We start from the raw sequence: 21,886 nt of genomic DNA on the forward strand, positions 1-21,886 counted from the left end.
CTTATTTAATTAAGTTCGATTCGATTCCTTCCAAAGAACCTTCCAACAACACTAGGTTGTTAGCGTTTAATATTTTGTAAGTGCTTAATTCTGAGTTAGTTATAACCTCAGAACGCTCTAAATTGCGTGAGGACAAATATACGTTATTATTTGAATCACCCAACACAATTAAGGATTTTTTATTCTCCAAGCCCAAAGACTTCAAAATTTGCTTAAAATCCTTAGTTTTTGGCGTTTCAAAATTGAAATCCTCAACCACAACTATAGCATTGTCTTTTGACTTCAAAGTCAAGGCAGACCTTCTGGCCAAACGCTTAACATTCTTGTTCAATTTTTGCTTATAATCCTTTGGTCTTGGCCCAAAAATACGTCCACCACCTCTAAACACCGGAGACTTAATACTACCCGCACGAGCAGTACCTGTACCCTTTTGTTTTTTGATCTTTCTTGTACTACCTGCTATTTCAGCACGCTCTTTGGATTTGTGCGTACCCTGTCTTTGGTGTGCCAAATATTGCTTAACATCCAAATAAACAGCATGATTGTTTGGTTCTATTGCGAATACAGCGTCCGAAAGCTCAACCTTTCTACCTGTTTCTTTTCCCTTTATATCTAAAACTGCTACCTTCATTACTTCTCAATAGTTACGTAAGCGTTCTTATGACCAGGAACACAACCTTTTACTACTAAAAGGTTCTTCTCTGGAACAATCTTTAATACTCTTAGGTTCTGAACGGTAACCCTATCGCTACCCATTCTACCGGCCATTTTCATTCCCTTAAAAACTCTTGCAGGATATGAAGCAGCACCAATGGAACCTGGAGCCCTTAACCTATTGTGCTGACCGTGGGTTGATTGACCAACACCGCCGAAGCCGTGTCTTTTAACAACACCTTGAAAACCTTTACCTTTAGAGGTACCGATTACATCAACAAATTCTCCTTCCACAAAAAGGTCAACTCCAAGAGTATCCCCTAATTTGTGCGCACCTTCTTCAAAATACCTGAATTCCATGACTTTTTTCTTAGGAGAAGCTCCTGCTTTTTTAAAGTGACCTGTAGCCGCTTTATTAGCACGTTTTTCTGCCTTGTCATCGAAACCAAGCTGAAGGGCATTGTACCCGTCCACCTCTTCGGTTCTGACTTGGGTAACTACGCATGGTCCAGCTTCGATTACTGTACATGGAATATTCTTTCCATTTTCATCGAAAATGCTGGTCATACCTATTTTTCTACCTATTAACCCAGACATATTTATAATTGATTATTAATTAATTACTATTTAAATTATCGACAAAAAAACAGGGTCAAAAAACAATTCAACCCTGAATATATTTTTTTCCGTTTTTCCTTCGCGAAACGCTCGGGACATGTCTTTCATAATTTCGAATTATGAATTCCGAAATCAGAACTATACCTTGATCTCAACCTCAACACCACTAGGAAGTTCCAACTTCATTAGGGCATCAATGGTCTTTGATGAAGAGCTGTATATATCCAAAAGCCTTTTGTAAGAACTTAATTGGAACTGCTCTCTTGCTTTCTTATTTACGTGCGGTGAACGCAAAACAGTAAATATTTTCTTATGTGTTGGCAAAGGAATTGGTCCAGTTACCACCGCACCTGTAGTCTTTACCGTTTTTACGATCTTCTCAGCAGATTTATCTACCAAGTTATGGTCGTACGACTTTAATTTTATTCTAATTTTTTGACTCATCTTAGTACGATTTAAGCTGTTAATCCTTTTGCTTTCTTGATAACCTCTTCTGAAATATTGGATGGTGTTTCAGCGTAATGTGAAAATTCCATTGTAGAAGTTGCCCTACCAGAAGACAAAGTTCTCAAAGAAGTTACATATCCAAACATTTCGGACAATGGCACTGTACCTTTAATTACTTTGGCACCTGCTCTGTCATCCATGTTGGTAACAGTTCCCCTTCTACGGTTCAAGTCACCTACTATATCACCCATGTTTTCTTCAGGAGTCAAAACCTCCAATTTCATGATAGGCTCCATAACTACAGCACCTGCAGCTTTTCCAGCAGCTTTATAACCCATTTTGGCAGCCAATTCAAAAGATAGCGCATCAGAATCCACAGGGTGGAAAGATCCATCCTTAAGAACCACTTTCATTCTATCCATTTCATAACCGGCCAATGGTCCATTTTTCATAGCAGCTGTAAATCCTTTTTCAACAGGACCGATAAATTCTTTTGGTATACGACCACCTTTGATCTCATCAACAAACTGTAAACCAGTTCCAGCAAAATCATCATCAGCAGGTCCCATCTCAAAGACGATATCACCAAATTTACCACGACCACCAGATTGCTTTTTGTAAACCTCTCTATGAGCAGCCGTCTTGGTCAATGCTTCTTTATATTCAACTTGTGGCTCACCTTGACTTACTTCAACCTTAAACTCACGTCTTAAACGGTCAACAATAATATCCAAGTGAAGCTCACCCATACCGGAAATAATAGTTTGACCGGATGCTTCATCTGTTTTTACTTGGAAAGTTGGATCTTCTTCAGCCAATTTAGCCAAAGCCATTCCCAATTTATCAACGTCAGCTTTTGTTTTGGGCTCTACCGCAATACCGATAACCGGATCAGGGAAGTTCATACTTTCCAAAACAATTGGGTGTTTTTCATCAGACAAGGTATCCCCGGTCTTAATATCCTTAAACCCAACAGCTGCACCTATATCCCCAGCCTCAATATACTCCACTGCATTTTGCTTGTTGGCATGCATTTGGTAAATCCTGGAAATACGCTCCTTGTTTCCTGAACGATTGTTCAATACATAAGAACCAGCATCCAATCTACCTGAATAAGCCCTAAAGAATGCCAAACGACCTACAAAAGGATCAGTAGCTATCTTAAATGCCAAGGCAGCAAATGGCTCCTTAACACTTGGCTTCCTGGACTCAGGCTTTTCAGTGTCAGGATTAGTACCTACAATAGCATCCTTATCCAAAGGTGATGGCAAGTAGCGACATACGGCATCCAATAAAAATTGAACCCCTTTGTTCTTAAATGAAGAACCACAGATCATAGGTATGATACTCATATCCATAACAGCAGCCCTTAAAGCAGCGTGTACTTCATCTTCGGTAATGGAATCTTCGTCTTCGAAGAATTTTTCCATTAAAGTTTCATCATACTCGGCAACAGCCTCGATCAAAGCAGCTCTGTATTCCCTAACCTCATCTTTCATGTCGGCCGGAATATCCACTACATCAAAAGTACCACCAAAGTTTTCCTCGTGCCATACAATTGCACGGTTCTTAACCAAGTCAACTACACCTCTAAAATCAGCTTCATCACCTATAGGCAATACAATTGGCACTGCATTGGATTTCAACATCTCCCTAACCTGCTTACACACGTTTAAGAAGTTAGATCCTTGACGGTCCATTTTATTAACAAAGCCCATTCTTGGCACTTTGTAGTTATCTGCCAATCTCCAGTTAGTTTCTGATTGTGGCTCAACACCATCAACCGCACTAAATAAGAATACCAGACCATCCAATACCCTTAAGGAACGGTTTACCTCAACGGTAAAATCAACGTGTCCCGGAGTATCTATAATATTAAAGTGATAAGGCTTGGTCTCATCTATAACGGCCCCATTTTTCATCGGGAAATTCCATTCACAGGTAGTAGCAGCAGAAGTAATGGTAATACCCCTTTCCTGCTCCTGCTCCATCCAGTCCATCGTAGCCGCACCATCGTGCACCTCACCTATTTTATGACTAACTCCCGTATAGAACAAAATCCTTTCGGTAGTAGTTGTTTTTCCAGCATCAATATGTGCTGCAATTCCAATATTTCTTGTATATTTTAAATCTCTTGCCATTTCTGCTTATTAAAATCTAAAGTGTGAGAATGCCTTATTGGCCTCAGCCATTTTATGAGTATCCACTCTTTTCTTAACAGCAGCACCTTCTTCTTTTGATGCAGCCAAAATTTCCCCTGCCAATTTTTGCGACATGGCCTTTTCATTTCTCTTACGAGAATAACTGATAAGCCATTTCATTGCGGTTGAAATTTTTCGGTCTGGTCTGATCTGCATAGGAATCTGAAAAGTAGCTCCTCCTACCCTTCTACTTCTTACCTCTACATGAGGCATAACATTGGACAATGCATCTTTCCAAAGCTCCAATGCTGTTTTTTCTTCGTCTGTCTTTTTCTCTTCTACGATATCTATAGCATCGTAAAAAACTTTAAAGGCTACCGACTTCTTACCATCCCACATCATCATATTAACAAAACGGGTCACCAATTGGTCATTAAACCTTGGATCTGGTAAAAGTGGTCTCTTTTTTGCCTGCTTTTTTCTCATTTCTTCTTTTTGAGTTAATGGTCAATAGTCAAATACCAAAGAACTTACTCCTTTAATAAATAACTCTTAACAAATTTTTACTTCTTAGGGCGTTTTGCTCCGTATTTAGATCTACGTTGTGTCCTTCCAGCAACACCTGCTGTATCCAAGGCACCTCTTACGATATGATACCTAACTCCTGGCAAATCCTTTACCCTTCCGCCTCTTACTAATACTATCGAGTGCTCTTGTAAATTGTGACCCTCACCTGGTATGTAGGCGTTAACTTCCTTCCCGTTGGTCAACCTTACCCTTGCAACTTTACGCATTGCAGAGTTTGGTTTCTTAGGAGTGGTAGTATAAACACGTGTACATACACCTCTTCTTTGAGGACACGAATCCAAAGCAGCCGATTTACTCTTCTTAGTAATCGTGACTCTTCCTTTTCGTACTAATTGTGAAATTGTTGGCATACTATTTTTGTATAATAAAAACTTAACCCCTCTTTTAAGGGCTGGCAAATGTAGTAATTATTCACAATAATTCAAACCCTACGCTATTTATTTTTTATATTTTTTATCCGCAACATATTCAGTAGGTCAGAATTAGATCTAATTACACCTTTTAATGAAGATTCAAAAGAACTAAAAATGACTTATCCGTGATCATGAAATTTAAACCAAAACAAGTCAAAAACAGAGAATAAACACAATACAATTCAACCATATTTTAATACATTCTCAGCTTAATCGATTAATCACAAAGAATAACATAATCAAAACCTCGAATAGCTCCCAATAATTGTGATTATTGCGAATTTGTCAATATATTAACGTGTTTTATGAAAAAAAATCCTACAAATAAGTCAGACTAATGTTTTAAATGTAAAAATATCACATACTAATGTGTTAAAAATTCATAATTAACCTCCCAAACAGACTTTTTTAACATTATTTTATTATGCGTGCATAAGAAATATGCCCAAAAGCTTGTTTTATTAACAGAGATTTAAGATTTTTGCAGTTGCTAATTCAAATAATCATAAAATGAAAACAAAGTTAAGTGGAATCCTAACGCTATTCCTAGCGTTGATTGTGCAATTATCCTTTGCACAAGAAAAAACGATTTCAGGTACGGTTACGGACCAAGACGGCCTGCCGCTCCCTGGAGTGAACATCCTAGTAGAGGGAACTACAACTGGAACCCAAACAGATTTTGATGGACTTTACTCCATCGATGCAAGCGTTGGGCAAGTTTTGGTATTCTCTTATATAGGTCAAAAAAATGCTAGTATGACAGTCGGTGCCAGTAACACCATTGACATCCAATTGGAGGAGGATGCGCAGGCTTTGGAAGAAGTGGTCGTTACGGCATTCGGGATTAAAAGAAAGCCCAAATCCTTAGGGTATTCGGTTGCATCCGTAAAATCGGAAGATATCACAGAGAATTCTGAACCAGACCTTATACGTTCCCTTAACGGTAAAGTACCTGGAGTTGATGTTAACGTCTCAACCGGGGTTGCCGGAGCTGCTAACAAAATCAATATTCGTGGAACAACTTCATTTCAAGGAGGAAACCAACCCTTATTTGTTGTAGATGGCACTCCTTATAGTAATGATGAATTGGAAACCTCTGATCAGGTTACCGATAGTGGTGGTAGCTATGAATCTGGGATATCCTCTTTGGACCCTAATGACATTGCCAATGTTGAAGTGCTAAAAGGCGCTGTGGCTGCTGCACTATACGGCTCAAGAGCCGTTAATGGGGTTATTGTTATCACAACAAAGTCAGGTCAGTCGGGCGGGTTTTCAAATAAGAAATTTGAAGTCTCCCTGAATAGCGGGCTGTATTTTGAGAAAATAGCCAACCTTCCTGAATATCAGAATACTTACGGTAACGGAACCAACTTTAATTATAACAATGCCAATGGTTCTTGGGGTGCCAGATTTGACTCCCTGGAAACCATTCCTACCTGGGGACCTTTATTATCAGCTTTCCCAGATCTATTTGGACCAACGGTTCCCTATGTAGCACAACCGAACAATGTTAAGGATTTGTTCAGGACCGGTATTGTCAGAGATAATTCGATTAACGTGAGTACGGCGAACGAAAATTCAAATTTTAGCCTAACCCTTTCCAATCTTGATCAAGAAGGATATATCCCTTACAACACATACAAAAGGACCAATATTTCTACAGGGGGTAATTTTAAACTGGAAAATGGTTTAAGGATCGGAGCCAATTTAAGCTATTCCGATAGCGAACAAGTAGGTGCTTTCTTTGGAGAAAATCAATACGCAGGAGCAGCTTCCTCCTTTGCAAGAACAATGGTGCTAGGAAGGACCTGGGATTTCAACTTACCTTATGAGCACCCAGTAACAGGAGCACCTGTAGTTCCGAACGGTGGTTATGACCACCCTTTATGGTCCTGGAAACACAACCAGATTATAAGTAGTGTTAATAGAACTGTCGCCAATGTAAATTTTTCCTATGACTTTAACGACCACATTAATGCGAGATATCAATTAGGTATCAATAAGTATGACTTGGGGAGGGTTGAAATCACAGACAAGGGTTCTAGGGCCGCCGCTGGCATAGGCCAAGTAAGAACCCAAGATTACGACAGTGAAGAAATTGAATCTACATTCCTAGTTACCTTTAATTATGATTTGGCCCAGGATCTGAACCTAAACTTAATGGTAGGTAACAATGTAAACCAAAAATCTACCCACAACGTTGGCTATACAGGTACAGGCCTTATCGCCGATGATATATTTACCATTAAAAATACGGCCAACGTAACAGCAGATTTTAATGATACTACGAGAAAAAGGATAGTAGGTGTTTTTGGTGATATGGGGCTAAACTATAAGGATTATTTGTTCTTAAATGCCACCGCCAGAAATGATTGGTCTTCAACTTTACCAAAAAATGGCAACAGTTTCCTATATCCATCCGTTTCCTCATCATTTATTTTTACCGATGCCTTTGACATTGGTGGCGATATTCTGAACTACGGTAAAATTAGAGGTGGTTGGGCCAACGTTGGCCGTGATGCCGATGCATATCAAATCAACAAGGTATATGGCCTAGGCGACGTATATGCCGGACAACCTGTTGTATTTTTACCAACCACCTTGGGGAACCCCGACTTGGTTCCTGAAAACACAGAGGAATTCGAAATTGGCGCCGATCTAGAGTTTTTGAATAGACGCTTTATGATTGATTTCACTTGGTACCAGAAGACCACGACCGACTTGATTTCTGAAGTAAATGTTCCAACATCTACAGGTTACACCTCATTCTTGACCAATATTGGTGAAATGGAAAACAAGGGAGTTGAAATTGGATTGACACTGATACCCGTAAGAACCGAAAACTTTAGCTGGACATCCTTTACTTCGTTTACCAAAAACAGAAATGAGGTTAAAGAATTGATTGATGGATTGGAAAGATTTCCAATTGATGTTAATCAAATTGCCTATGTACAAAAAGGACAGCCATTTGGTGTTTTTTATGGCACGGCTTTCGCCAGGGATGATGAGGGCAACTATCTTATTGAAGAAGGGAGCGGTGGTATTCTACAAGCTACGTCAGATGCGGTTGTAGGAGACCCGACACCCGATTTTAAAATTGGGTTCACCAACACTCTCAAATATAAAACTCTTAGTTTAAGAGCTCAGGTTGATTGGAAAGAAGGAGGGGATTTTTCCTCATCAGGTTTGGCTGCATTATTGGGTAGAGGGGTAACCAAGGATACCGAAGACCGGGAACGCACCTTTATAATACCTGGTTTTTATGGTAATCCAACTACGGGAGAACCTATTTTGGACGGTTCAGGAAACAAAATTCCGAACACCACACAAATTACAATGAACAACCTATATTTCTCGCCTACCACTACTGGTAATACTTTTGGTATTAACACAGTAGATGAGGGCACCATTTATGATGGTACCGTGTTTAGGTTAAGGGAAGTTGCCTTGGCATATGATTTACCCAAAAAATTTCTTGAGAAAACATTTATTGGTTCTTTATCCATCGCCCTAATTGGTAATAATCTTTGGTATTTTGCGCCAAATGTACCTAAGTACACCAATTATGACCCTGACGTAAATGCCTATGGAGCATCCAACTTACAAGGCATTGAAACTCAATCTGCGCCAAGTTCCAAAAGATATGGTTTTAAGATTAATGTAACATTTTAATAAAAAGAACTATGAAAAATATATTCAAAATAAATCTGAAAGGCCGTGCCATGTTCGCCGCAGCATTGGTATCCTTACTTTTCTACAATTGTAGTGACTATTTGGATGTGAATACCGATCCCAATAACCCTACGATAGCGCCCTTGGATCAGTTATTGACCAATATTGAAACTAATTTTAACGATATCACGGAATTTGAACTTTTTTCGGCAGAAATACTTTCTGCCTATGTACACCAATTTACGTACCGTGAAGAACAAGATCAATACGGAACAAGGCAAGATAATTCCAATATACAGAATACATGGGACAATGCCTATTCCGTATTTGGCGAAACAGACATCATCATTAACCAAGGGACCGAGGAAAATGAAATGATCATGGTAGGTATGGCGAAAATTATCAAAGCATATACCGCAACCATTATTGTAAACATATGGGGTGATGCTCCATTTACTGAGGCGGCTCAATTAGCCGATGGTTTAGTGAGCCCTGTATTCGATAAACAAGAAGATATCTACCAAAATGCCCTAACATTGATCGACGAAGGCATTGCGAACATCAATAGTGGCCAAGGTATAAATCCTGGTACCCAAGATCTATTTTATGGTGGTAGCATAACTCAATGGACTAGGTTTGCCAATACCCTTAAACTAAAGCTCTATAATGAAATTAGATTGTCAAGCATGTTTGATGCCGGTAAGCTGAGCGCCTTGGTCGCAGCAGATAATTTCATGTCCGGAATTGCAGATGATTTTGAATATCCATATTCAACAACACAATCCCCTTCTGACGAAAGAAATCCCCTATACACTGATTCTTATTTGGCTGGACAGGCTACGCATTATGCCAGTCCTTGGTTCTATGAGATCTTAAAAGGATGGAATCCGAACATTCACAATGGAGTGGCTGATCCAAGATTACCCTACTATTTCTTTAATCAATTAACCCCTGGACAATTGCCTCCAGATGTTGGGGATCCAACAACAGGTGATCCAAAAGCCGATTATTGGGATAGAAATACAGGATTCCATACCATTAGATTTGGTAGTGTAAGTGCCAATAGGGATTTTGCTTCCAGAAATTCTTCGACCTATCCAGGAATATATCCTGCAGGGGGCAAATACGATGATGGTCAAGGTGGAGCCGCCGATACCAATGCAGGGACAGGTGCTGCTCCCCACAGAATGCTAACATATCATGAATTTTTATTTATTCAGGCCGAATTAATTCAGGCAAGCTTGATAGCTGGGGATGCGAAGGCAAAATTGGAAGAAGCCATGACCGCTGCTTTTGCAAAAGTAGATCAGGTAGTCAGCAATTCAGAAACAAGTCAATCTGTCCCAAAACTAATCGGCTCTACTGGAGTATCTGATTTTATCGATGGCATTTTGGTCGAATTTGATGCGGCTTCCGATGCAAAGAAAATGGAAATTATCATGACCCAAAAATGGGTTTCAACCTTTGGTGACCCCTACGATCAGTACAATGATTACAGAAGAACAGGGTATCCTGTGTTGGCAAATCCAGTAGGACCTTCTCCTGAATACCAATTGGACAATGGAGATGCCTGGCCTTTGATCGACAGTGAAACAACATTGACAAGACCTTTCCAGGTTTCCCTTTTCTGGCCACAGGCCGAATTGAACGTTAATGAAAATGCACCTGCCCAAAAAGATGCAACAACGTATAAAATATTTTGGGACAATTAATTCATAAAATTCATATCATGAAAAACATATATATATTAGGCCTCTTTTTAGCGCTATTTGCGCTAAATACATCATGTGATGATGACGGAGGCACTTCGGCAATCACTACGACCAATGGAGCCCTACCCGATTTTAAAATGGTAGCTGGAAGCCCTGATTTTATTGATCTTACAGGAATAGCTAATCTAAACCTACAGTTCACAGTTGGCGTAGGTGTAGGAGAACCTACATCCTTTGACCTAAAGGCATATTACCTTACTGTAGATGGCGATTTGTACGGACCAATCACTTTGGATGCCGGTGTTACCGAATTTCCTAAGGAGTATTCAATTACTGGGACCCAAATAATAGGTGCCTTTTCAGAACTAAATAGTGCTGCTGACATACAAGTAGGAGATGTCCTTAAATTTTTTACATCCTATACCTTTAAAGATGGCTCCAAACTTGAAGTTCTTAATAGTAAAGGAGAACCAAATTATTATGCTGCAGATTTCAACGCTTATCCCGATTTTACTGTTAAATTGGATTATGTCGTGTCCTGTCTATCAGATTTGGGAGGTACCCATACATACGTAACCACCAATCTTCAAGCAGCCAACAGTCCTACAGCCTGTCCTACCGGAGAGGTCACTGGAACTGTTACATGGACAGATCAGGGTGGAGGTACTTACCTCACTTCCGACTTAGGTTTTGGCCAATACGAATCATCATGCTGGAGCGATGGTCCAGCTACTAGTGGAGGAGCTACTTTTAGCGAAGTGTGCGGCGAAATCATATCCGGAGGACTAGATCAATATGGTCTAGAATATATCTGGGTAATTACTGATGTAACCGGTCCTGAGTTAACAATGACATGGACCAATGATTATGGAGATTCTGGCACAGTTGTAATTACTAGGGAAGGCGGATTGGATTGGCCGCAATTATTTACCAAGTAACTCAATAAAATTAAAAAGCGGCCTTAGTGGCCGCTTTTTTTTTATTTCATTCCTATTGTCTAAATAATTGATCTGTAAAAGATTAATATTTTTATTAAAAACGAAATTTTGACTAATGTTTAAGCTTATTGGCTCCATATTAATTTCTTTGTTTTTCTTGTTTATAATGGGATGTTCCAATGAAGAACCAACTAACACCAATACTCCGGAACCAGATCCCGTCACAGCTATAGACACTATTAAAATTCCAGACAATAATACTCTAGGAACCATTACATACAGCTCTGAAGTATACCCTGGATACACCTTATTCACTATCCACAAGGACACCTATTTAATAAACAACTGCGGGCAAGTTATTAATCATTGGATCAGCGATTATGATAGAGGTGGTGCTTATTATTTACTGGAGGACGGTTCCCTGCTTAGAGCAGGAAAATACGACAATCCAGATATCACCTATGGCGGGTTGGGCGGAATAATAGAAAAATTTGATTGGAATGGAGACAAAACGTGGCAATATATCTACTCTACCCCCCTACATAGCCAACACCACGGACTTTACCCCATGGAAAATGGCAATATCCTATTATTGGCCGCGACAAGGAAAACATATGAAGAGGCTATTGTAGCAGGCCGGGACCCACAATATATAACCGAAGGTGAATTATATAATGAACAGGTTATAGAAATAGAACCTCAAGGTATTAACGGCGGCAATATTGTTTGGGAATGGAATGCTTGGGATCATTTAATACAAGACCTTGATAACACCAAAGAAAACTTTGGCAGTATTTCTTTAAATCCTCAATTGATCAATATTAATTTTTTAGGTATTTCGACGGGAGAAAAAGATTGGCTTCATTTTAACTCCTTACAATTTAACGAGTCTTTGGATCAAATTATATTAAGTTCCCAAAAATTGAATGAAATATATATAATAGACCATTCTACCTCAAAAGAAGAAGCCGCTACAAACAATGGAGGAAGGATGGGCAAAGGAGGAGATATTTTATATAGATGGGGGAATCCCATAGCCTACAATCAAGGTTCGGAAATGAACCAATTATTGTTTGGACAGCACAATGTACAATGGATCGACAAAGGCCTTAAAGATCAAGATAAAATTATATTATTCAATAACGGTACCGGTAGAAACCCCAATCATTCGTCTATTGATATCATTACACCACCCGTTGATTCTTTTGGAAATTACATCTATGATGAAGAATCCTCTTTTGGACCAATACAGCCTGAATGGTCCTATAAAGCACCCAATAAAGGGGATTTCTTTTCCAAAATATTATCCAGTGTACAAAGGTTACCAAACGGCAACACTTTGATTTGTGAGGGAACCAAAGGTAAATTTTTTGAGATTAATCCCAACAATGAAATTGTATGGGAATACATTAACCCGGAAACAAATTCGGGCGAGATATTACATCAAGGCGAAGAACCCATCAGCAATGTATTTATGGCTCTTAAATACAGTGAGAATTTCCCTGGATTTTCAAATAAAAATATTGCACCGGGCGATCCTATAGAGCTTAATTTTAATATTGGGAACTGTAGTCAATAGATTTTCTAATTACAAAAACAAAAAGACATTGTAGGATGTCCTTTTTTTCTACCTTTACCCCATGAAGAACACCGAACAAATTTATGGCATACGCGCCGTAATCGAAGCCATAAAATCCAATGAGCCCATAGACAAGGTTTTTATACAGAAAGGCCTAAAGGGAGATCTGTCCAGGGATATGGAAACACTGATCCGCAAAAACGGTATTACCGCTTCCTATGTGCCCATTGAAAAATTAAACCGACTTACTAAGAATAACCATCAGGGCGTTGTAGCCAATATATCCCCAATCACCTTTTTAACCATGGAAGAATTGGTTGAAAAAACATTGGAGACCAAGACAACTCCCCTTTTCCTATTATTGGACCAGCTCTCGGATGTACGGAATTTTGGAGCCATCATAAGAACGGCCGAATGTACCGGAGTAGACGGAATCATAATTCAGAAAAAAGGAGCTGCCCCGGTTACTGCTGATACTATTAAAACTTCTGCCGGAGCCGCTTTTAGAGTACCTATTGCCAAAATAGACCACATAAAGGATGCCGTATTCTATTTACAGGCTTCCGGAATAAAGGTTATTGCCGCTACAGAAAAAACAGAGAATACCATATATGAAGTTTCCTTTAAGGAACCTTGCGCTATTATCATGGGGTCCGAAGATGTAGGCATCTCCCCATCCATTCTAAAGGCCGCGGACCATATGGCGAAACTTCCTTTATTGGGAGAGATAGGTTCCCTTAATGTCTCGGTAGCTTGCGGAGTTTTCCTTTACGAAGCAGTAAGGCAACGGCAAGAAACCTCTTAAGGCGTTAGATTACATAACTTTATCAGAACTTGGCTGTATTCTAATTTCCCATATATATATTACCGAACTCCATATTATCATTCCAATCCCGAATCCTCGGGATTTTTTTTGTAATGATATTTAATTACAATATCATCTTCCTGGGCAGGAGGCCTGCTCTCAATAAAATTCCCATGTTCGTCGAAATGTTTCAAGAATTCATCCTCCTCTTCATTATAATCCTCCTTCTCCCAATCATATTTTTTCAGTTTGGGCAAAGGAGCCTTCATCACAAACGCCAAAAATATACCCGTGAGAAATCCACCTAAATGACCCTCCCAAGAAATACCGTCCTCAACAGGAAAAATATACCACAACAAACTACCATAGATAAAAACTACCATCAAGGATAAGGCAACCAAGCGGTAATGCTTGGATAGAATTCCTTTAAAAAAGATAAAACTCACCAATACATAAATCAATCCACTTACTCCAATATGATATGATGGCCTTCCTATGAGCCAAGTTATAGCACCCGATAAAAGAATGCCCCACAACAATACTTTAAGGGCTATATTCCTATAGAAATAAGCAAGGGATGCCGTAAGTATGGCTATTGGAATGGTATTGTTATAAAGATGTTCTACGGACGAATGTATAAACGGACTAAAGACAATACCTCTAAGTCCCTTTAAGGTCCTTGGATAAATACCAAAATCGTTAAAATTGACCTGAAACCGAATTTCAAACCAATATACGGTCCAGATAGAGAGTACCGCCAACAATGGAAATACCATTACCGAATTGGAAAATTTAAAATAATTGCTCTCTGTCATATCCGAAATATAATTATTTAAGCAATATGCTGACCAAAAATAGAAAATCGGTAAAAATGTCATTCGCTATATTTCATCCACCAAAAATTCCATTTTTAAAGTCACGAAAGAAAACCTCCTTATTGCAACTTTGTTTTATTTTTACATTATGAACGAGCCACTAGCAGAAAGGGTACGCCCCAAAACCTTGGAGGATTATATAAGCCAAAATCATTTGGTGGGAGAAAATGGGTCATTGACCCATCAAATAAAAAAAGGAATCCTGCCATCATTGATTCTATGGGGTCCTCCTGGAACGGGAAAAACCACCTTGGCCAATATTATTGCCCAAGAAAGTGGCCGCCCATTTTACACCCTAAGTGCCATTAGCAGTGGCGTTAAGGATGTACGGGAAGTTATAGAAAAGGCCAAGCAAAGTGGGGGATTGTTCACAACCAAAAATCCTATTCTTTTTATTGATGAAATCCATCGCTTTAGCAAATCGCAGCAGGATTCCCTGTTAGGGGCAGTGGAAAAAGGATGGGTCACCCTAATAGGTGCCACCACGGAAAACCCCAGCTTCGAGGTAATTCCGGCGCTACTTTCGCGCTGTCAGGTATATATTCTAAATCCCTTTGGAAAAGAAGATCTTGAAGCTATGCTCCACAGGGCTATGACAGAGGACAAGTATTTAAAAACCAAAAAAATAAAGCTCAAGGAAACAGAAGCCCTACTACGTCTCTCTGGAGGTGACGGAAGAAAATTATTAAACATCTTCGAGCTTATCATCAATTCGGAAGAAACGGATACCGTGACCATTACGGACGATCTGGTTTTGAGTAAAATTCAAAAGAACACAGTTCTTTATGATAAAACTGGTGAGCAACATTACGACATTATCTCTGCTTTTATAAAATCGATAAGAGGAAGCGACCCCAATGCAGCGGTATATTGGTTGGCCAGGATGATCGAAGGCGGAGAGGATGTGAAGTTTATTGCTAGGCGCCTACTTATTCTAGCCTCCGAAGACATTGGCAATGCCAACCCTACTGCCCTGGTAATGGCGAATACTACTTTTCAGGCCGTTACTACCATAGGATATCCCGAAGCTAGGATCATATTGAGTCAGTGCGTTATCTATTTGGCCACCTCTGCAAAGAGCAATGCCAGTTATATGGCCATAAACAAGGCCCAGCAAACCGTAAAACAAACAGGGGACCTATCCGTACCATTGGCATTGCGAAACGCCCCTACCAAACTAATGAAAGACCTAGGTTACGGGGAAGATTATAAATATGCCCACGACTACGAAAATAATTTTATAGCAGAAGAATTTATGCCCAAGGAAGTAGCCAAAACCAGTTTTTACCGCCCAGGCAATAATCAACGCGAAAATGCCATCAAAGATTTCCTGAAGAAGCGATGGAAAGATAAATATGAACTATAAATGGCCCATGGAAATCTAAGAGAATTTAGAATTTAATATTCAGCTCCTGCCCCATTAATTTATTGCCCTCATAATACTCAAAATACCACTTGTCGCCTTTTTTCAAAACCACACCACTATGCACATCCCCTTCGGCAATATAGAAATTGGCCTGGGAGGTAGCGTACATCCTCAGTGTTATTTTAGGCGTGCTGTCTACCAATTGAAATCCGTTTGTTATGGCCTGGGCATATAATACCCCGGCACCTTCTGTCTTGTAATCTACATTCGGCAAGGCCATGGAAGGCATATTTTCTGCCTTGGTAATATTGGACTGAACCGGTTCCATGCTTTTGTAGGACTGCTCCTCCAAAGTGGCTTTCTGTTGAACTACAGGGTTAGGTAAATTTTGTTTTGGAGCTACACTCGATTTCTCTTCAATTCTTTTAACATCATTTTTAAAGCTTACGGTCGTGGGTGCGGTATCCCCACTAGGCTCATATTTGTACCCGATTCCTGACAAAGATTTAAAACATTCCTTTATTGCCTCTGAATAAGCGGATTTGTAGTCCTTCTCCTTGCTACTACCTTCCACGGTAGTGTAGACCACATTAGATTGACAATCCTTGAGGGTCAGGGTAACCTTGGTAGTAAACATGGACGAGTCATCCTCAAGATTCAAAAGCAGACCAAGACACCTATTGGCCAACAGATCCGCGGGCATGTCATTGTCATAAACTGCTGTAAAGCCATTTTCGACAAGATTATATTTGATCATTGTACTGGTCTGATACTGATTTTCATTTTTAAAGGCTTCAAACTTGGTTGGCACTATAATATACTTGTATTTGTTTAATTCGGCCTGTGACATGCCAAAAAAGCCACACATTAAAATAAGGGGTAAAAAAAAGTTTTTCATCATTTCAAATTTCATTGTTAGTGTTGATAATGCCGCCCGGTGCTCCTTGAATTTCATTTTGGACAAAATAAAAGGCACCACCATCCTTTTGTGATCTATTCACGGGCATAAATTTTTAGACATAAATAATAATGAGAGCAAAAACTAAACCAATATGACTTTTGGAAATTAAAAGCCCTAAATATTGTTCCTTACAAAGGAACATTTAAATACATTAATGTTGGTTGTATAGTTCTAATATTATTTCTTCCCCCAAGATATAATATTTAATCCTAATTGAAAAGAGGAGTAGTGACTATCCGCCAGGTTCTTATAGGCCAATAGGTTGTCCGCCATAACATAGATATTTACCGGGCCGGCCTGTAGATTAAGCCCCAATCCAATATTGGTCCATGAAAATTTATCTACAGTATAGGTTGTTTTCAGTGCCAAAGCCCTTCCAAATCTTCGTAAATAAAAGGCGGTAAGTGCGGCTTGTGGCCCTCTGGGCCTGTTGATCATGTACAATTGTCCACCAACACCATTGGCGTATTTGGTGTAATCCCTTCTTTTGGACACCATATAATTACAATCGCAATCCATATTGTTATTAGAGGGTTCTCCCCAGTTATAACGTATGGAACCATACAGTTTGGTAGGCCTAAAGTAAATATAGCTATTATTATTGGTGCCGTGAGGAACCAAAGCATCCACCTCATCCACCAAATCTTGCCAAAAATCGGCATTGGAGTTTGAAAATGCATCCGGTAAAATAACTTCTATTCCTTCCACTGTGGCATTGCCCTTTATGGTATAGTTTTTAACGTCGGTGGAACTATATATGAACCCCAAGTCCAACAAACTTCCGGTTATTACAGTTTGCTTGTTAAGTTTATACGTAAATCCCAGATCGATTCCAAATCCCAAATCTCCCCCAAAAAACAGTCTTCTAGTTAAAATTCCAGGTAAAAGAGAACTATCATTGTCCAGAGCATCCTCAATTTCATTAAGACCGGAGGACCTTAATTCCAGGTCGGCATCAATGGTATTGGCCAAGAGGTTATTTTGCCCCTCATCGGTTACAAAATAGCCGTTGTTTTTAGTGGATGAAAAATTAAAGGCACTAGAATATATTTTAGCTCTTCCGCCAAGGGTCAGGGCCCCATCCACTCTTTTGTTTATTCCGAAATGAAACACATTGAGCATCTCCCCACGTGTTTTTAAATGCCCAAGATCAAATTTTCTACCCAATTGGTCCGCATTGCCCTCAAAGGCCAAAATAGCATAATCCTTAAACCAATAACCTGTAGCATCACCTTCGTTATAAATCCCGAAAGAATAAAAGTTATCCCGATTACGGCCGCGAAAACCTCCATTCAATAATTCCACCTGATAAGTACCGCTAAGCTCATCACGGGTACTCATACCATATATGGCCCGTTCCCTGACCTTAACGTTAAAGTCCACTCCGTCGTCTGCAAACAGATCATTTACCGTAAGTCCACTACTACCTGCCTGAAAAGAAATTCCTGACAATACCGGGATTCCGGCATACCAATGAAAGTCCGTTGACATTCCGGGATTAATCATTATGGCTTGGGGGATTTCTGTAAAATCGTACAGTATTTGCTTGTTCTGGGCAGTAATAAAGATACAACCCAGTAACCAAAATAATAAGACGAGTTTAACTTGCCTCATTTTAAACGAAGTCTGAATTTTCCGCTGGACCTAAATATAATTTTTGGATCCGGGAGGTTGGATACACTACTATTATCTCCTAAATTAAGAACACTTACCTTTATACTTGAAGTGTTTTTTATGATTTCTATGCTTCGTCCAGTACCAGTACCATAGGCCACTTGCAATTGCACAAGGGGCGTTGGAGCCGGGTCAATATGAAAATATTGGGTATCCAAGGTATTCCCCCCTTCATCCAAAAATTCAACCGTGGCCTCCATTTCCTTACTGGTAGTATTCTCAATTTCATAAAATATAAAGCCATCCAAAACCCGGTCCGAGAAGGCATCTGCACTAAAGCCGTCAAAATTAAAATCCTGGGAATAAAAATCCTGTCCGGGAATTTCATTTAACAGTCTTTCAGGCGATTCTATATATAATATACTGGCCTCTACGGTAGGAATAATTTCCAAATCATCATATTGATCGAAGTTTTGCCTTTCTATACAAGAATAGAGCGCAAGCAAAATAATGGCGGGAAGCAATATTTTATTTTTCATACCAAACTTTCCAAGAACAACTACTGGTACGGCGTTGTTATAGTGTTACTCAAGAATATAACTCTATAAATAAGATTTTATTTCACTTAAATCGTGAATCATGTCGCAATATTCGTGCTTTGGCTCATTATTAGCGTTAAAATGAAGGGTATGCAGCCCTACTGACTTTGCTCCCAAAATATCTGCCTCCAAACTATCACCGATCATCAAGGATTTATGGGGCGGCACTTTGGCCTTTTCAAGTGCCAATCTAAAGATAATTGGGTTGGGTTTTTTAACACCGGCCATTTCCGAATTAATTATATGCTCAAAATAATTGTGAATATTGGAGCCCTGCAATTTTTTATGCTGTATTTCCTGAAAGCCATTAGTGATGATATGCAATTTATAATTGGGCTTCAAATAGTCCAAAACCTCTGTTGTATTGGGAAAAAGATGGTTGTACGAAGACAAATGCTCAATATATTGATCAGATAAAACATCAATTAATTCATTGGAAATGGAATGCCCGAGTGTATCAAAGGTGATTTTCAATCTTTGAAACCTCAATTCATTTTTGGTTATTTTCCCTTCACGATAAAGCTTCCAAAATTCAAAATTTATGGGGATATATACTTTCAAAAAATCGTTGAGATCAACACTGACGGAGTTCTCCGCGAGTATTTTTTGAAATGTAAGGGCCGAGTTTTTTTCAAAATCCCATAGGGTATGATCCAAATCAAAAAAGACATCTGTAACAACGTTCTTAAACATGTACTCGTTTTAGGATACTACTATATAATTTCTTCCAATTCAATTTACTTTCACCTCCAATTAATTCATTTGAAAAAACGGTTATAAATTTTCCGTTTACCTTTTTTGTTTCCAAATAAAGCCTTTCCACTGCGGAAAATGCCTCCGTCCTATTCCTGTATTTCAACAAGCCGTAATCGTGCACCGCAAAAGGATGTATCTTAATGGGCTGCTGAACTTCCAAGGGAATATCATAAAAATAAAAAGGCGTACAGGTACCCGCCCTAAATCCAATTTCATGGGTATATCCCATGGTATAATCGTCCGTAAATCCTGCTTCGATCAAATTCCTATAGGTTTCGGGAATGTCCACCCTATTATAGCGCATACGGGAGCTACTTACAGGTCTGTTGATTACATTGGCAAGATTTTTTTTCTCTTCCTTAAGCAGGGCTATATCATTAAAGGAGCTATAGGAACAGGACAAAGAAACCTTATCGTAGTCCGCCACAGATTTAATGAGATGCTTAAATTTATTATTGTTGGGGGACACGTTTTTGTCGTAAGTGGAATATTCCGCAAATTGGAAAAAGAACATGCCCTTTACCTTGTTATTCTTATGCAGTTCTATTAGCTCAAAAAAATTGTCATAGGGATCTTTTTTTAGATTGAACCATACCGAAACCCTATCGAAAACCCTACGAATCTTGAGCGAAGCCAAATCGAAAAGAAATCCTGACATACCCCGGACAAAACCTCTATGGGCAAAACAATGGGAACTGGAAACATCTATGATGGAGGTATAATTATAATTTCTTGGCTTGTATTTAAGATCCTTGAATTTTTCCTTTAGTGCGGACAATAACTTTTGGGCCCAAATGTCTACTAAGGGTTTTTCTAGAAAATCGTGCTCAAAGGCCAAACTGTCCTTGGGTGAAAACCTCCCATGCATGTCCTTTACGTGGGGCAAATACTCTTCGTACCTACTCAACATATAAAAACTTGCAGAAAAAATATCATAAGGCAGATTGCTTCTATCCCCAGTAGCAAAAAAACAAGGTGTACCCTCCCAATCGGCTATATAGATCTGTATGTCGTTAATACCTTGTTCAAACAACAGGTCGTTGCTCCGCACAAAGAATTCATTCTGCAAAGGTTGTTTGGTGTATGTTATCTTTGGCCCGGTATGTTTAATAAAATCCTCTACTTTGGTAGTGTAGGTAACCTCTATTCCCAAAATAGTTGTGAATATATGCCGCATAATATAACTGAAGCGATGTGTAATTTTATGGGTATATATGAGCAACATAACTTTTTACTTATTCCTTTTAAAGAAGTCCTGCATTTTTAATTTCGGTAGTCTCAGCCCAAAACCATAGATTCCAAGCTCCATTTTAAAGGATATTTTCATCTGCAAAACTAAAGTATTCTTTTTGTGTGATGATGATATGGTCCAAAACTTTTATATCCAAGGCCTCTGCCGCTATTTTTAATTTTCTTGTAATTTGCTTATCGGCCTCACTTGGCCTTAAAGTACCTGAAGGGTGGTTATGTGCCAAAATCAATCCTACCGCACCTAATTCCAATGCTTGTTTTAAAACCAAGCGGACATCTACCAATGTCCCTGTAATACCTCCCTTGCTAAGTTGCCCCGCGTGCAGCACGGCGTTGGAATTATTCAGAAAAACTATCCAAAATTCCTCATGTGGCAGCTCTCCCATTTTAGGCTGCAAAAGTTCAAAGACATTTTTACTGCTATTGATTTTCGTTATTTTTTGAGCCTCTTCTCCCCTGCGTCTTCTCCCTATTTCCAGGGCAGCAGCAATAGAAACGGCCTTGGCCTCCCCTATGCCCTTAAACTGCATTAGCTGTTTAATGGACAATTTTCCCAATTCGTTCAGGTTGTTGTTTACCGAGGCCAAAATACGTTTTGAAAGCTCAACGGCACTTTCATTGCGACTTCCCGAGCCAATTAGTATGGCTATCAGTTCTGCATCGGAAAGAACAGATTTCCCTTTTTGCACCAATTTCTCTCGAGGCTTATCATCATCGGACCAATTTTTAATAGAGAAAGAAGATGGCTTTTGTTGCATAACCTAAAGATAAGAATCTTATGGTTTTATCATAATTACAAAATCAAATATTACGACTGGTCTGCAACATAATTTCATGAATAAAAAAGCCCATCTGCCATTCTGATAAAAATGGCCGATGGGCTTTTATGATTAGGTA

At 39.2% G+C, this 21,886-nt stretch carries 19 protein-coding genes; 6 read left to right on the forward strand and 13 right to left on the reverse strand.

The genetic code is table 11. From position 1 onward, the window contains the following. Nucleotide 1 precedes the first annotated feature (1 nt). The 6 genes from rplD to rpsL form a co-directional block, all read right to left on the reverse strand. Nucleotides 2–631 carry a 50S ribosomal protein L4 gene (rplD, locus tag KO529_RS00905; RefSeq protein ID WP_215946050.1) on the reverse strand — a complete coding sequence of 210 codons (630 nt, stop codon included), beginning with the start codon at nucleotides 629–631 and terminating at the stop codon, nucleotides 2–4. Beyond that, nucleotides 631–1,251, reverse strand: coding sequence for a 50S ribosomal protein L3 (gene rplC, locus KO529_RS00910; RefSeq protein WP_031445115.1), 621 nt, complete (start codon nucleotides 1,249–1,251; stop codon nucleotides 631–633). Before rplC ends, rplD begins: the two co-directional genes overlap by 1 nt. A 159-nt stretch (nucleotides 1,252–1,410) precedes the next feature. Further along, nucleotides 1,411–1,716, reverse strand: coding sequence for a 30S ribosomal protein S10 (gene rpsJ, locus KO529_RS00915; RefSeq protein ID WP_010230113.1), 306 nt, complete (start codon nucleotides 1,714–1,716; stop codon nucleotides 1,411–1,413). Between the two features lie 11 nt (nucleotides 1,717–1,727). Continuing rightward, the gene (fusA, locus tag KO529_RS00920) at nucleotides 1,728–3,860 is read right to left on the reverse strand and encodes an elongation factor G (RefSeq protein WP_215946051.1); all 2,133 of its coding nucleotides are present in this window, start codon (nucleotides 3,858–3,860) and stop codon (nucleotides 1,728–1,730) included. Nucleotides 3,861–3,869: 9 nt separating this feature from the next. Next, nucleotides 3,870–4,346 (reverse strand): 30S ribosomal protein S7, encoded by a 477-nt coding sequence (gene rpsG, locus KO529_RS00925; RefSeq protein ID WP_072865355.1) that lies wholly within the window; start codon nucleotides 4,344–4,346, stop codon nucleotides 3,870–3,872. 77 nt (nucleotides 4,347–4,423) lie between these two features. After that, nucleotides 4,424–4,798 carry a 30S ribosomal protein S12 gene (gene rpsL / locus KO529_RS00930; RefSeq protein WP_031445118.1) on the reverse strand — a complete coding sequence of 125 codons (375 nt, stop codon included), beginning with the start codon at nucleotides 4,796–4,798 and terminating at the stop codon, nucleotides 4,424–4,426. Nucleotides 4,799–5,371: 573 nt separating this feature from the next. On the opposite strand from rpsL, the gene KO529_RS00935 reads away from it, so the two are divergent. From KO529_RS00935 to rlmB, 5 genes are all read left to right on the forward strand, one after another. Next, complete coding sequence (locus tag KO529_RS00935) at nucleotides 5,372–8,533, forward strand: SusC/RagA family TonB-linked outer membrane protein (RefSeq protein WP_215946052.1); 3,162 nt, start codon at nucleotides 5,372–5,374, stop codon at nucleotides 8,531–8,533. Nucleotides 8,534–8,544: 11 nt separating this feature from the next. Continuing rightward, nucleotides 8,545–10,245, forward strand: a complete 1,701-nt coding sequence (locus KO529_RS00940) for a SusD/RagB family nutrient-binding outer membrane lipoprotein (RefSeq protein WP_215946053.1) — start codon at nucleotides 8,545–8,547, stop codon at nucleotides 10,243–10,245. Between the two features lie 17 nt (nucleotides 10,246–10,262). Further along, nucleotides 10,263–11,183, forward strand: coding sequence for a hypothetical protein (locus KO529_RS00945; protein ID WP_215946054.1), 921 nt, complete (start codon nucleotides 10,263–10,265; stop codon nucleotides 11,181–11,183). A 115-nt stretch (nucleotides 11,184–11,298) separates the two neighbouring features. Then, on the forward strand, nucleotides 11,299–12,762 hold the full coding sequence (locus KO529_RS00950) for an aryl-sulfate sulfotransferase (RefSeq protein ID WP_215946055.1): 1,464 nt from the start codon (nucleotides 11,299–11,301) through the stop codon (nucleotides 12,760–12,762). A gap of 61 nt (nucleotides 12,763–12,823) precedes the next feature. Then, nucleotides 12,824–13,567 (forward strand): 23S rRNA (guanosine(2251)-2'-O)-methyltransferase RlmB, encoded by a 744-nt coding sequence (gene rlmB, locus KO529_RS00955; protein WP_215946056.1) that lies wholly within the window; start codon nucleotides 12,824–12,826, stop codon nucleotides 13,565–13,567. A 77-nt stretch (nucleotides 13,568–13,644) separates the two neighbouring features. Here rlmB and KO529_RS00960 read toward each other — a convergent pair whose 3' ends face one another. Continuing rightward, the gene (locus tag KO529_RS00960) at nucleotides 13,645–14,382 is read right to left on the reverse strand and encodes a rhomboid family intramembrane serine protease (protein ID WP_215946057.1); all 738 of its coding nucleotides are present in this window, start codon (nucleotides 14,380–14,382) and stop codon (nucleotides 13,645–13,647) included. Nucleotides 14,383–14,530: 148 nt separating this feature from the next. Between KO529_RS00960 and KO529_RS00965 the strand changes: the two genes are divergently transcribed. Beyond that, on the forward strand, nucleotides 14,531–15,808 hold the full coding sequence (locus KO529_RS00965) for a replication-associated recombination protein A (protein WP_215946058.1): 1,278 nt from the start codon (nucleotides 14,531–14,533) through the stop codon (nucleotides 15,806–15,808). A gap of 25 nt (nucleotides 15,809–15,833) precedes the next feature. Here the strand turns inward: KO529_RS00965 and KO529_RS00970 are convergent, their stop codons facing one another. The 6 genes from KO529_RS00970 to radC all read right to left on the reverse strand — a co-directional run bounded on the left by KO529_RS00970 (nucleotide 15,834) and on the right by radC (nucleotide 21,747). Next, complete coding sequence (locus tag KO529_RS00970; protein WP_215946059.1) at nucleotides 15,834–16,763, reverse strand: hypothetical protein; 930 nt, start codon at nucleotides 16,761–16,763, stop codon at nucleotides 15,834–15,836. Between the two features lie 183 nt (nucleotides 16,764–16,946). Beyond that, entirely contained in the window at nucleotides 16,947–18,383 is a 1,437-nt protein-coding gene (locus KO529_RS00975) for a DUF5723 family protein (protein ID WP_215946060.1), read from the reverse strand. Continuing rightward, nucleotides 18,380–18,922 (reverse strand): hypothetical protein, encoded by a 543-nt coding sequence (locus KO529_RS00980; RefSeq protein ID WP_215946061.1) that lies wholly within the window; start codon nucleotides 18,920–18,922, stop codon nucleotides 18,380–18,382. The genes KO529_RS00975 and KO529_RS00980 overlap by 4 nt, the downstream gene beginning before the upstream one ends. A gap of 63 nt (nucleotides 18,923–18,985) precedes the next feature. Then, nucleotides 18,986–19,675: a YjjG family noncanonical pyrimidine nucleotidase gene (locus KO529_RS00985; protein WP_215946062.1), complete on the reverse strand. Its 690-nt coding sequence runs from the start codon at nucleotides 19,673–19,675 to the stop codon at nucleotides 18,986–18,988. Further along, on the reverse strand, nucleotides 19,668–20,963 hold the full coding sequence (locus KO529_RS00990; protein ID WP_215946063.1) for a polysaccharide deacetylase family protein: 1,296 nt from the start codon (nucleotides 20,961–20,963) through the stop codon (nucleotides 19,668–19,670). Before KO529_RS00990 ends, KO529_RS00985 begins: the two co-directional genes overlap by 8 nt. A gap of 85 nt (nucleotides 20,964–21,048) precedes the next feature. Next, on the reverse strand, nucleotides 21,049–21,747 hold the full coding sequence (gene radC, locus KO529_RS00995; RefSeq protein ID WP_215946064.1) for a RadC family protein: 699 nt from the start codon (nucleotides 21,745–21,747) through the stop codon (nucleotides 21,049–21,051). Nucleotides 21,748–21,886: the final 139 nt, after the last annotated feature.

It is taken from the genome of Arenibacter algicola, from assembly GCF_018860365.1.
GTDB lineage: Bacteria > Bacteroidota > Bacteroidia > Flavobacteriales > Flavobacteriaceae > Arenibacter > Arenibacter algicola_B.